Source organism: Limimaricola variabilis (assembly GCF_014195545.1).
Lineage (GTDB): Bacteria > Pseudomonadota > Alphaproteobacteria > Rhodobacterales > Rhodobacteraceae > Limimaricola > Limimaricola variabilis.
The window spans coordinates 302,753-314,708 of record NZ_JACIBX010000002.1 but is presented as its reverse complement, the minus strand read 5'-3'; the positions used below and the strand labels follow the sequence as shown (position 1 = coordinate 314,708).

General features: G+C 69.9%; 9 protein-coding genes and 1 tRNA gene. 4 read left to right on the top strand and 6 right to left on the bottom strand.

Annotated features, from left to right (window positions below):
* Positions 1–71 precede the first annotated feature (71 nt).
* The 4 genes from FHS00_RS04610 (at position 72) to FHS00_RS04595 (ending at position 4,063) form a co-directional block, all read left to right on the top strand.
* Entirely contained in the window at positions 72–800 is a 729-nt protein-coding gene (locus tag FHS00_RS04610; RefSeq protein ID WP_183470315.1) for a uroporphyrinogen-III synthase, read from the top strand.
* Between the two features lie 192 nt (positions 801–992).
* Positions 993–2,369, top strand: a complete 1,377-nt coding sequence (locus FHS00_RS04605) for a COG4223 family protein (protein WP_183470313.1) — start codon at positions 993–995, stop codon at positions 2,367–2,369.
* Between the two features lie 10 nt (positions 2,370–2,379).
* Entirely contained in the window at positions 2,380–3,945 is a 1,566-nt protein-coding gene (locus FHS00_RS04600; RefSeq protein WP_183470311.1) for a heme biosynthesis protein HemY, read from the top strand.
* Between the two features lie 42 nt (positions 3,946–3,987).
* A tRNA-Thr gene (locus FHS00_RS04595) sits at positions 3,988–4,063 on the top strand.
* Between the two features lie 199 nt (positions 4,064–4,262).
* On the opposite strand, the gene gyrB is transcribed toward FHS00_RS04595, so the two are convergent.
* From gyrB to dnaA, 6 genes are all read right to left on the bottom strand, one after another.
* The gene (gene gyrB, locus FHS00_RS04590; protein WP_183470310.1) at positions 4,263–6,677 is read right to left on the bottom strand and encodes a DNA topoisomerase (ATP-hydrolyzing) subunit B; all 2,415 of its coding nucleotides are present in this window, start codon (positions 6,675–6,677) and stop codon (positions 4,263–4,265) included.
* 79 nt (positions 6,678–6,756) lie between these two features.
* The gene (locus FHS00_RS04585) at positions 6,757–7,377 is read right to left on the bottom strand and encodes a LysE family transporter (protein WP_183470308.1); all 621 of its coding nucleotides are present in this window, start codon (positions 7,375–7,377) and stop codon (positions 6,757–6,759) included.
* Positions 7,374–7,808, bottom strand: coding sequence for a VOC family protein (locus tag FHS00_RS04580; protein ID WP_183470306.1), 435 nt, complete (start codon positions 7,806–7,808; stop codon positions 7,374–7,376). Before FHS00_RS04580 ends, FHS00_RS04585 begins: the two co-directional genes overlap by 4 nt.
* Complete coding sequence (gene recF, locus FHS00_RS04575) at positions 7,805–8,905, bottom strand: DNA replication/repair protein RecF (protein WP_183470304.1); 1,101 nt, start codon at positions 8,903–8,905, stop codon at positions 7,805–7,807. Before recF ends, FHS00_RS04580 begins: the two co-directional genes overlap by 4 nt.
* Before the next feature lie 49 nt (positions 8,906–8,954).
* Positions 8,955–10,073: a DNA polymerase III subunit beta gene (dnaN, locus tag FHS00_RS04570; protein ID WP_183470302.1), complete on the bottom strand. Its 1,119-nt coding sequence runs from the start codon at positions 10,071–10,073 to the stop codon at positions 8,955–8,957.
* 106 nt (positions 10,074–10,179) lie between these two features.
* Positions 10,180–11,538, bottom strand: a complete 1,359-nt coding sequence (dnaA, locus tag FHS00_RS04565; RefSeq protein WP_221188708.1) for a chromosomal replication initiator protein DnaA — start codon at positions 11,536–11,538, stop codon at positions 10,180–10,182.
* Between the last annotated feature and the right edge of the window lie 418 nt (positions 11,539–11,956).

Sequence of the window (11,956 nt, the reverse complement as noted above, 5' to 3'; positions counted from 1 at the left end):
CCCCGCTTGCGCCTGCGCCTGTCGCAGCTAGCATCCCCCGGGGGTCCGAACAATGCCGCGAAGGGGGGACGATGCCGGAACCGATCCTGCTGCTCACCCGCCCCGAGGCGGCGGCGCGGCGCTTTCTGGCCGAGCTGGAGGTCGCGGCGGGGCGGCATCTGGTGGCCGCGATCGCGCCTCTGCTGCGCATCGACGAGGTGACGCCGCCACCGCCTGACACGACGCCCGCCATGCTGATCCTGACCTCGGAGCGCGGTGCGGCCGGGGCGGTGCGGATGGGACTGACGGGCCTGCCCGCCTGGTGCGTCGGGCCCCGCACCGCGCAGGCGGCGCAGGCGGCGGGGCTGCTCCCGCGCGAGGGGGGCGGCGACGCCGAGGCGCTGATCGCCGCGATCCTCGACGCGCCCGATGCCGGGCCGCTCCTGCATCTGCGCGGCGACCATCAGCGCGGCGACGTCGCGGAGCGGCTGCGCCGCGCCGGGCGCGACTGCGCCGAAGCGGTGGTCTATGCGCAGTCGGCGCAGCCCCTGCCCGCCGCGGGCCAGGCGGCGCTGGCGGGGCGTGCGCCGGTGGTGGCGCCGGTCTTCTCGCCGCGCAGCGCAGCGCTGCTCGCGGCGCAGCTGCCGTCCATTGCACCGCTCCACGCGGTGGCGATCAGCCCGGCCGCGGCCGCGCCGCTCGCCGGCCGTGTCGAGGGGGTGACACTGGCAGCTCGGCCGGACGGCCCGGCGATGATCGACGCAACCCTTGCCGCTCATGCGGCGTTCGGTTCCACGACCCGCCGCTCGGGGGGCGCTTGAGGCGCGCGACGGGCCGGGCTAGGGTCGGCAAATGCAGCCGCGGCAGGGAAAATCTGCCGCGCACGGGGACGGAAGGGACAGGTTTTGGCACGTAGGACGACAGGCACCCCCGGCGGAAGGGATGGCGCGAAAAAGCCCCAGACCCCGGCATCTCCCCCCCGCGAGGCGGCGCAGCCGCGTCCCGACGACAAGATGACCACCCCCTCCGACGCGCCGAAGACACCGGAGTCGAATACGCCCAAGACCGGCCCCGTCACCCCGGAAACCGGATCGCGTGCGACCACTGCCGGTACCGATGAGAAGGCCAAGCCCGGCAAGACCGCCGAAACCGGCACGGCGGCCTCGACCGCCGCCGGCAAGGACGCTTCGGAAGAGGCGCCGAAATCGACGAAGCGCGGCGCCAGCGCCGGGGTCGATCTCGGCACCACGGCTCGCCCTGCACCGGCCTCCGCCGCCGGCGCGATGCCGGCCGTGACCCGCGCGCCCCGTGCGGACGCCGATGCCAAGCCGGAGGCGAAGCCCGCCTCTTCGACCGCTTCGACCGCTTCCATGATGCCCCCCTCCACCGCCCCTGCCACAAGCAGCGGATCCGGCGCGACCGGCCGTGGCTTCGGCGCCGGAATGCTGGGCGGGTTGATCGCTGCGGCGCTGGGTCTCGGCATCGGCTGGATCTGGTTCGACAACAGCGACCGGACCGCCGCGCTCGAAACCCGACTGGGCGCCCTCGAGGGCGAGATCGCCCCGCTTTCCGACGGGATCGAAGGGCTGCGGACCGAGACCGAAACCAACCTGTCCGATCTCGGCTCGCGTCTCGACGCCGGCCAGGCCGAACTGTCCGAACGGCTCGACACCCTCGAAACCCGCCTGACCGAGGCCGAGGCCTCCGCCGGTCCCGACGGCACCTTGGCGCGCGAGGCCGTCGCGCGCTGGCAGGCCGAGGTCGACGCGCTGCGCGCCGATCTGGAGCGGCAGGCGCAGGAGATCGCCCGCATGGCCGAAGAGGCCGCGCAGGAAGTGGCCAGCGTCGGCCGCACCGCCGAGGAGATCGAGGCCGAGGCCGCGGCGGTCGCCGCCCGTGCCCGGGCCCGTGCCACCCTGGCCGAGATCGAAGCCGCGCTCGAGACCGGAGAGCCCTACACCGCCCTGCTCGAAGAGCTGCAGGCGACCTCGCCCGCCGAGATCCCCGAGGCTCTCGCCGCGCCGGCCGAGGAAGGCGTGGCCAGCCGCTCCGAGCTGATCGAAGCCTTCCCCGAACCGGCCCGGCTCTCGCTCGCCACGGCGCGGCGTGAGGGGCTGTCCGGCGAGGAGGGCGGCCGCGTCGCCGGTTTCTTCCGCGACACGCTGCAGCTCCGCTCCACCGCGCCGCAGGAGGGCACGACCACCGATGCCGTCCTGTCACGCGCCGAAGCCGCGCTGCGCGACGGTCGTCTCGACGAGGCGATCGCCGAGATCGAGGCCCTGCCCGACCCGGTGCAAGAGCCGCTGGCCGAATGGCTCGCACCGGCCCGGACCCGCGCCGAGGCGCTCGCCGCCGCCGACACCCTGTCGCAATCCCTGACCGAGAATTGAGGCGCCGCACATGCTCCTGTCCCTGATCAAGATCCTGGTCTTCGTCGCCGTCGTCGCCGGTCTCACCTGGGGTGCCGCGCGGCTCACCGACGTGGCCGGCGGGGCCGAGATCGCCATGGCCGGCTACGAGGTCACCCTCGGCCCGTTGCAGCTGGTGCTCGCCATCGCGCTGCTGGCCCTGCTCGGCTGGCTGCTGTTCAAGGCGCTCGGCTTCCTGCTGGCGCTGCTGCGCTTCATCAATGGCGACGACACTGCCGTCAGCCGCTGGTTCTCGCGCTCGCGCGAGCGGCGTGGCTACAAGGCACTGGCCGACGGCATGATCGCGCTGGCCTCCGGCGAGGGCGAGACCGCGATGGCCAAGGGCCGCCGGGCCGAGCGCTACCTGCGCCGTCCCGACCTGACCTCGATCCTCGTGGCGCAGGGCGCGGAGCTGGCCGGCGACCGCCGCACCGCCGAGGGCGCCTATCGCGAGCTGGTGCAGATCGACCGCACCCGCTTCGTCGGCATTCGCGGCCTGATGCGGCAGCGCCTCGCCGAGGGCGATACCGACACCGCGATGAAGCTCGCCAAGAAGGCTTTCGAGCTCAAGCCGCGCCACACCGAGACGCAGGACACGCTGCTGCGGCTGCAGGCCGAGGCACATGACTGGACCGGTGCGCGCGCCACGCTCGACGCCAAGCGCCGTTCGGGCAGCCTGCCCCGCAACGTCGCCAAGCGCCGCGACGCAGTTCTCGCGTTGTCGGAAGCCCGCGACGTGATGGATGAGAGCCTGAGCATCGAGGCGCGCGAGAAGGCGATCGAGGCCAACCGGCTCTCGCCCGACCTGATCCCGGCGGCCGTGATGGCGGCCCGCAGCTATCTCGCGGTCGGCAACAGCCGCTACGCCACGCGGGTAATCCGCAAGGCCTGGGAAGCCGAGCCCCATCCCGACCTGGCGCAGGTCTTCGCCGAGATCGCCCCCGAGGAGAACCCGCAGGCCCGGCTGGACCGCTTCTCGGTGCTAATCCAGTCGCGCCCCGACCACCCCGAGACGCGGATGCTCGAGGCGGAGCTGATGATCGCGGCCGAGCGCTTCAACGAGGCGCGGCGCGCGCTGGGCGATCTGGTCGAAACCGACCCCACCGCGCGTGTACTGACGCTGATGGCGGCGATCGAGCGCGGCCGCGGCGCCGACGACGCGGTGGTGCGCGGCTGGCTGGCGCGGGCGCTGACCGCGCCCCGCGGCCCGCAATGGGTCTGCGAGAACTGCCATCACCTGCACCCGCACTGGGACCCGGTCTGCTCGAACTGCCACGCCTTCGACACGCTTGCCTGGACCCGTCCGGAAGAGGGCGAGCCCAACCTGCCGCGCGGCACCGAGATGCTGCCGCTAATCGTCGGCGGTGCCGGGCGCACCAATGGCGAAGGCACGGTCCCGGCCGTGCGCGAGGCTGGATCCACCGCCTCGCCCCTGCCCGCGCAGACCGCGACGCCGGCCACGTCCGGCCCCGAGGAGGCCGAGATCGTCGCCCCCGGGACGGCCGCGACCACGCCCGAGAAAACCGAGGGAGAGGCCCTCGCGGAAGAGCGAAAATAGCCCTTTTCCCCCCGGCGCCCGGGTGCTAAGAGGCGCCCGGGCGCCGCTGTAGCTCAGCTGGTAGAGCACGTCATTCGTAATGATGGGGTCGGGGGTTCGAGTCCCTTCAGCGGCACCACTTCAAAGCACGAAACCCCGAGAACCTGACCGGTTCTCGGGGTTTCGCTTTTTGGTGGACCCGCTTTCGTGACGACCGCTCGACCGCCCCCTGTGAGAGACTTCGGAACGCGACACGCTGGAAAGCGTCGGTTCATGGAGAGGCCCGCGACGTGGTCGGCAGGCTGTCTCCAGCCCGCCGCCGCACTGCGGATCGTCGATCAGAAGTCGAGATGCTCGACGTTGAGGGCGTTCTGCTGGATGAACTCGCGGCGTGGCTCGACCACGTCGCCCATCAGCTTGGTGAACAGGTCGTCGGCCTCGGTCGAATCCTCGATCTTCACCTGCAGCAGAGTCCGCGCCTCGGGATCCAGAGTCGTCTCCCAGAGCTGGTCGGGGTTCATCTCGCCCAGACCCTTGTAGCGCTGCAGCGTCAGGCCGCGCTGACCCTCCTCGAGGATCGCGGCGAGAAGATCGAGCGGGCCGTGGATCAGCTGGGTCCGGTCCTTGCGCACCAGAGTCGCGGGCAGGTCGTAGATCTCCTGCAGCGACTTGGTGAAGCTGCCGGTCTTGCGCGCCTCGCCCGAGCGGAGCATCGGGCCGTCCAGCGTGCGCACTTCCTCGACCCCGCGCAGGATGCGGGCGAGCCGGATGCCGTGATCCTGGGTGATCCGGCCGTGCCAGCCGCGCTCGTATTCCAGCGCGATCAGGTCGAGCCGCTTAGCGACCTTGTCGGCCACGCCCTGCAGGTCGGCATCGACCGCGCCGGGCACGAAGGCGCCGGAGATCGCCGCCTGTTCGAGGATGTGGCGCGGGTAATGGGTCGGGAAAGCATCGAGCACACGGCGCAGCTGACGCGCCTCTTCGACCACGCGGCGCAGGTCGTTGCCGGTGATCTCCTCGCCGGTGCCGAGCCGCAGCGCGGTGCCGTCGGTGCCCTGGTGGATCAGGTACTCGTCCATCGCCGCCTGGTCCTTGAGATAGACCTCGGACTTGCCGCGCGTCACCTTGTAGAGCGGCGGCTGCGCGATGTAGAGATGCCCGCCCTCGATCAGCTCCGGCATCTGCCGGAAGAAGAAGGTCAGCAGGAGTGTCCGGATATGCGCGCCGTCGACGTCGGCGTCGGTCATGATGACGATCTTGTGGTAGCGCAGCTTCTTGATGTCGAACTCGTCGCGGCCGATGCCGGTGCCGAGCGCCATCACGAGGTTGCCGATCTCCTGGCTTCCCAGCATCCGGTCGAACCGCGCCCGCTCGACATTGAGGATCTTGCCCTTGAGCGGCAGGATCGCCTGGGTGCCGCGGTCGCGGCCGGTCTGGGCCGAACCGCCCGCCGAGTCACCCTCGACGAGGAACACCTCGGTCTTCGACGGGTCCTTCTCGGAGCAGTCCTTGAGCTTGCCGGCGAGGAAGTTCACGTCCATCGCGGTCTTGCGGCGGGTCAGCTCGCGCGCCTTGCGCGCGGCCTCGCGCGCGAGAGCGGCCTCGATGATCTTGCCGACGATCTGCTTGGCGAGGTTGGGGTTTTCCTCGAACCACTCGGCGAGCTTCTCGCCGACGAGGTTCTCGACCGCCGGGCGCACCTCCGACGAGACCAGCTTGTCCTTGGTCTGGGAGGAGAACTTGGGGTCCGGCACCTTGACCGACAGCACGCAGGTCAGCCCCTCGCGGGCGTCGTCGCCGGTAAAGGAGACCTTCTCCTTCTTGGCGATGCCCGAGGACTGCGCGTAGTTGTTGATGGTCCGGGTCAGCGCGCCGCGGAAGCCCGCCATGTGGGTGCCGCCGTCGCGCTGCGGGATGTTGTTCGTAAAGGGCAGCACGGTCTCGTGGTAGGTGTCGTTCCACCACATCGCCACCTCGACGCCGATGCCGTCCTTCTCGCCCTCGATCCAGATCGGCTCGGGCATCACGGCATGCTTGGAGCGGTCGAGATACTTCACGAACTCGCGCACGCCGCCCTCGTAGTACAGCTCGGAATGCAGCGGCTGCGCCGGGCGGTCATCCTCGAGGATGATACGCACGCCAGAGTTCAGGAAGGCCAGTTCGCGCAGGCGCTTTTCGAGCGTGGCGAAGTCGTATTCGAGGTTCGAGAAGGTCGTGGTCGAGGCAAGGAAGCGGACCTCGGTGCCGGTCTGGTCGGTCTCGCCCACCACCTCGAGATGCTTCACGGTCTCGCCGCGCTCGAACCGGGCGACGTGCTCCTTGCCGTCGCGCCAGATCCGTAGCTCCAGCCAGTCCGACAGCGCGTTCACGACCGAGACGCCGACGCCGTGCAGGCCGCCGGACACCTTGTAGGAGTTCTGGTCGAACTTACCGCCGGCATGGAGCTGGGTCATGATGACCTCGGCCGCCGAGACGCCCTCTTCGCGGTGCAGATCGGTGGGAATGCCGCGACCGTTGTCGCGCACGCTGACCGAGTTGTCGGCATGGATCTTGACCTGCACGAAGTCGGCATGGCCGGCCAGCGCCTCGTCGATGCCGTTATCGACCACCTCGTAGACCATGTGGTGCAGGCCCGAGCCGTCATCGGTGTCACCGATATACATGCCCGGACGCTTGCGGACCGCATCCAGGCCCTTGAGAACCTTGATGGAATCGGCGCCGTAGGCGTTGGGTTGCAGAGCGGGTTCAGCCATGGGGGAAATCCTCGGGACGTTACCGGCGGAATATACGAATACTGGTGGGGGATGTCACGGTTTTCCCCCATATTTTGCGCTATAGGAGGGGGATGAGCAGCCCCACGCCGACCAGCATCGCCGCCGCCACGTGATTGGTCCGGCGCAGCGCCTCGGGCGAGGTCAGAATCGCCCGCGCCCGGTCGATCGAGGCGGCCAGCACGAGGTTGCCCAAGAGCGGCACGGCAAAGGAGACCGCGCAGATCGCGGCGATGTCGAGCCCGCCCAGCGCCGAGAGATCGAAGAAACCCGGCAGCATTCCCATGTAGAACAGGATGGCCTTGGGATTGCCTAGGATGACCGCCAGACCGGCCATGAAGCCCGCCCACATGCCGGGGCGGGTCAGTCGGCTGTCGGTGGAGATGGAGGCGCCCGCATGCCGCCACAGCATCACCCCCATGGTCACGAACATCGCCGCCGCGACCCAGCGCAGCGCCTCGAGAAAGCCGCCATAGACCGACAGCACCCAGTTCACCCCGAGGATCGCCAGCAGCGGCCACGCCACGTCGCCCACCACCACGCCGAGCGCCAGCGGCCATGCGGCGTGAAACCCCCTAGACAGCGCACGAGCGGTGAGCGCGACCCAGACCGGCCCCGGCGTCAGGAACAGCACCAGAAGCGCGCCCGCGTAGAGCGCGAGGTCCGGGAAGCCGAGGGTCACGGTGCCTCGGGCAGCGTCAGCGAGCCATCCTCGGCCAGAGGCCAGAACGGGTTGTGGGCGACCTCCCAGACATGGCCGTCGGGATCGGCGTAGTAGCCGGAATAGCCGCCCCAGAACACCTCCTCCGGTGCCTTGAGCGGCTCTGCCCCAGCATCGAGAGCGGCCTGCCACGCGGCATCCACCGCCGCCCGATCCTCGAAGTTCTGCGCCAGCGTCGCGGCTCCGGTCCCGAGCCGCGCGCCCGGCCGGCCCTGATCCGCGGCAAGATCCGGGAGGCCGAACAGGCCGAGCACGAGCCCGTGCATCTGGTAGAAGGTCACGGAAGGCTGGCTGGAGGCATGCGGCACCCAGCCCAGCGCGGCATAAAAGGCCTTCGAGCGGTCCATGTCGGTAACGCCGAGGGTGATGAGGGTCACGCGTTGCGGTGTCATGTCGCCTCCCTGACCTGCGAGACGCCGGCGGTCTCGGTCACTTCGATCCGTTGCGCCCGGTCGCCCAGCGCCTCGAACAGCCCCGGCTCGGTGCCGGTCATGAAGGCCTGCAGCCCCAGCGCGCAGATCTCGTCATAGAGCGCCGCGCGGCGGCGCGTGTCCAGATGCGCCGCGACCTCGTCCAGAAGCAGCACCGGCGGCGCGCCGCCCTCGGCGGCCAGCGCCCGGGCATTGGCGAGGATGAGCGAGATCAGCAGCGCCTTCTGCTCGCCGGTGGAGGCGTCGCGCGCCGCCACCCCCTTGGCGCGCCACAGCGCGTCGAGATCGGCGCGATGCGGCCCGATCAGCGTGCGGCCCGCCGCCATGTCGCGGCCGCGCATCCCGGCGAAGGCCGCGCGCAGCTCCTCCTCGGCCTCGGGCGTCTCGTCGGGATAGCCGAGCGCCAGATCCGCTGCGGGAAAGGCGGTCTCGGCCCGGTCCTGCGCCGCCATCAGCCGGTCGATCGCGGCGCGGCGGGTGGCCGCGATCACCGCTCCGGCCCGCGCCATGCGCCCCTCGAGCGCGCCGTACCAATGCGCGTCGCGCACCCCGTCCTTGAGGAGCCGGTTGCGTTCGCGCATCGCCTTTTCGTAGTCGAGCACCTGTTCGGCATGGCCGGGATCGAAGCTCAGCGCGGCGCGGTCGAGAAAGCGGCGCCGCCCCTCGGCGGCCTCGATCCAGAGCCGGTCCATCGAGGGCACCAGCCAAAGCACCCGCAGCACCCGTGCCAGCGCTACCTGCGGCACCGCCTTGTCGTCGATCCGGACACCCCGGCTCTGGCCCGCCTCGGCGCGGGTCTCGATCTCGTGCGGCGCGCCCTCGGCCTCGACCTCGGCGCGGACCTTCCAGCCCAGCCGCTCGGGCCGGCGGGCGATCTCCTCGGCGCCGGCGCGGCGCATGCCGCGGCCGGGCGACAGCAGCGACACCGCCTCGATCAGGTTGGTCTTCCCGGCGCCGTTGGGGCCGAAGATCGCGACCGGCCGGCCGTCAAGCGCCAGCCTCGCCCGCTTGTGCGAGCGGAAATGCGACAGCTCCAGCTCGGTGACGGCCGCCCTCATGCGCGGCCCTCGCCCTCACCGTTTCCGACAGGCGCAGGTCCCGCAGGCGTCACACGCGCATCGGCATGACGACATAGACCGCGCTGGTGTCGTCGCCCTCGCGCATCAGGGTCGGATCGCCGGAGGAGTTGAACAGGAACACCGCGTTCTCGCGATCCACCTGGTTGGCGATCTCCTGCAGGTATTTCGCGTTGAAGCCGATCTCGAGCCGCTCATCGCCATAGGCGACGGCCAGCTCTTCCTCGGCGGCGCCGGAATCGGGCGCGTTGACCGAGAGCACCAGCCGGTCCTCCTCGAGCGACAGCTTGACCGCGCGCGAACGCTCGGAGCTGACGGTGGCGACCCGGTCCACCGCCTTGGCGAATTCGGCCGCGTCGACCTCGAGGCGCTTGGAATTGTTTTGCGGAATCACCCGGCTGTAATCCGGGAAGGTGCCGTCGATCACCTTCGAGGTCAGGGTGATGTTCGGCGTGGCGAAGCGTACCTTGGTCTCGCTGACCGACACCTCGATCTGCGCCTCGTCATCGTCGAGCAGCTTGCGCAGCTCGTTGACGGTCTTGCGCGGCACGATCACCCCGGCCATCGTCTCGGCCCCTTCGGGCAGATCGGCGTCGATCCGGGCGAGGCGGTGCCCGTCGGTGGCGACGCAGCGCAGCACCCGGCCCTTTTCGCCCTCGGCCACATGCATGTAGACGCCGTTGAGATAGTAACGTGTCTCCTCGGTGGAGATCGCGAACTTGGCCTTGTCGAAGAGGCGGCGCAGCACCGGCGCGGGGGCAGTGAAGCTCGCGGCGTATTCGGCCGAGGCCATCACTGGGAAATCCTCGCGCGGCAAGGTTGCCAGCTGGAAGTTCGAGCGCCCCGCCTCGATCGACAGCCGCCCGGAGGCGCCCTGATCGGTGAGCGTCACCAGCGCCCCGTCGGGCAGCTTGCGGACGATCTCGTTGAGCAGCACGGCGGCGACGGTGATCGCGCCGTCGCGCTCGACCGTGGCGGGGGCGCGGTCGACCACCTCGATGTCGAGATCGGTGGCGCGGAAGCGCACCGTGTCGCCCTCGGCCTCGATCAGCACGTTGGCGAGGATCGGGATGGTGTTGCGCCGCTCGACCACCGACTGGGCCTGGGCCACGGCCTTGAGCAGAACGCCGCGTTCGATCGAGAATTTCATGTGCTTCGCTCCGCTAGTTGCCGCAGGCCTTGGCCGGGACTGGAAAACTACCTGTTTTCCACCCGTTCTCAAGCCCTTTCGGCGGCATCGCGAAGCCCGCCTCGCGTCACTCCTCGAGCGCGCGCCGCAGCAGTTCGAGATCGTCGGCGATCTGGCTGTCGGTGGCCTTCAGCTCCTCGATCTTGCGCACCCCGTGCATGACGGTGGTGTGGTCGCGCCCGCCGAAGCGGCGGCCGATCTCGGGCAGCGAGCGCGAGGTCAGTTTCTTGGACAGGTACATCGCGACCTGGCGCGGCCGGGCATAGCTGCGCAGCCGCTTCGGCCCGATCATGTCCGAGAGGCGGATGTTGTAATGCTCCGAGACCCGGCGCTGGATTTCCTCGACGGTGATCTTGCGATCGCTGGCGCGCAGGATGTCGGCCAGGCAATCCTGAGTCATCTCGAGCGAGATCTCGCGCCCGACCAGCGAGGCGAAGGCAAACAGCCGGGTCAGCGCGCCTTCGAGCACGCGGACGTTGTTGGAGATCCGCTGGGCGAGGAACTCGAACACGCCGGGCTGGACCACGATGCCGGGATACTGGGCACGGTAATAGTCGGCCTTGGCCTGCAGGATGCCGACGCGCAGTTCGAAATCGGTCGGGAAGAGATCGACCACGAGGCCCGATCCCATGCGCGAGGTGATCCGCTCCTCGACATCCTTCATCGCGCCCGGCGCACGGTCGGCCGAGATGATGATCCGCTTTCCGGCGTCGATCAGCGCGTTGAAGGTGTGGAAGAACTCCTCCTGGGTGGAATCCTTGCCACCGAGGAACTGGATGTCGTCGACCATGAGCACGTCGACCGAGCGGTAGAGCTGCTTGAAATCCATCATGCGCTTGTCGCGCAGCGCGGTGATGAAGCGGTACATGAACTGCTCGGCGGAGGTGAGCACGACCTTGAGATGCGGCTGGTTGGCCTTCAACTCGTGACCGATGGCGTGCATCAGGTGGGTCTTGCCCAGACCCACGCCGCCATAAAGGAACAGCGGGTTGAAGCCGAGCGAGCCGCCCTCGGCGATGCGGCGCGCGGCGGCATGCGCCATCTCGTTGGGCTTGCCGACGACGAAGCGGTCGAAGGTGAAGCGCGGGTCGAGCGTGGCCGAGGGGGTGGCGTCCTCGTCATCGGCCGCGGCCAGCGCCGGGGCGGCGGGCTGCGGTGCCGCGGGGCGGGGCGCGGCGGAGGCGTTGGCCGACTGGGCGAAGATCAGGCGCTGCACGGTGATGCCGGCCCGAGCGAGCTGGGTCAGGATCTGGTCGCCGAAATTCTGCAGGACGTAGTTGCCGTGGAAGGTGGTCGGCACGTGGAAGCGGGCCACGCCGTCGACCAGCCCTTCGAAGCGCAGCGGCGCGATCCAGGTGGTGTGGTTGTTGGCGCCCACCGCCTGCTTGAGCTCTTCGCTGACCTGCGCCCAATTGTCGTTCGTCATGACCTGTCCCCGACCTGCCTTCATCGTCACCCGGTCGCGCCCGCCGCGCCCGGCTCGCCATCCACATCCGGGCACAGCTCGTGCGGCCGCCGGCGCGCATGCGCCGACGCTGTTCCGCACCGGACTGACCTAACCTCCGGACCCGAACGGGGACGGACAAGCCGCCAACCCGCTCATGCAGTTCGGCCCGGGATCGGTACATGACGGCAGTGACGTCCGCCGAGATGGCGGCCGCAATGCAGACAAGCGCGGGACGGCGAATGGCACGGCCAAGGCCGTGCGCCCGTCACGCTCATGAGAGCTGGCACCCCGTCGCGGTTCCGATCATTCGGCCGTGCAGCTGGCCTTCGGACCACCGTGGTGCCGACTCGCCCATGTTCCCCCAGGAACGATGTGAATCGCAGGGGCAAGTTAGCGC

Coding starts and splice junctions, on each gene's coding strand:
- FHS00_RS04610 (WP_183470315.1), top strand. CDS start 72: ATGCCGGAACCGATCCTGCTGCTCACCCGCCCCGAGGCGGCGGCGCGG.
- FHS00_RS04605 (WP_183470313.1), top strand. CDS start 993: ATGACCACCCCCTCCGACGCGCCGAAGACACCGGAGTCGAATACGCCC.
- FHS00_RS04600 (WP_183470311.1), top strand. CDS start 2,380: ATGCTCCTGTCCCTGATCAAGATCCTGGTCTTCGTCGCCGTCGTCGCC.
- gyrB (WP_183470310.1), bottom strand. CDS start 6,677: ATGGCTGAACCCGCTCTGCAACCCAACGCCTACGGCGCCGATTCCATC.
- FHS00_RS04580 (WP_183470306.1), bottom strand. CDS start 7,808: ATGACACCGCAACGCGTGACCCTCATCACCCTCGGCGTTACCGACATG.
- recF (WP_183470304.1), bottom strand. CDS start 8,905: ATGAGGGCGGCCGTCACCGAGCTGGAGCTGTCGCATTTCCGCTCGCAC.
- dnaN (WP_183470302.1), bottom strand. CDS start 10,073: ATGAAATTCTCGATCGAACGCGGCGTTCTGCTCAAGGCCGTGGCCCAG.
- dnaA (WP_221188708.1), bottom strand. CDS start 11,538: ATGACGAACGACAATTGGGCGCAGGTCAGCGAAGAGCTCAAGCAGGCG.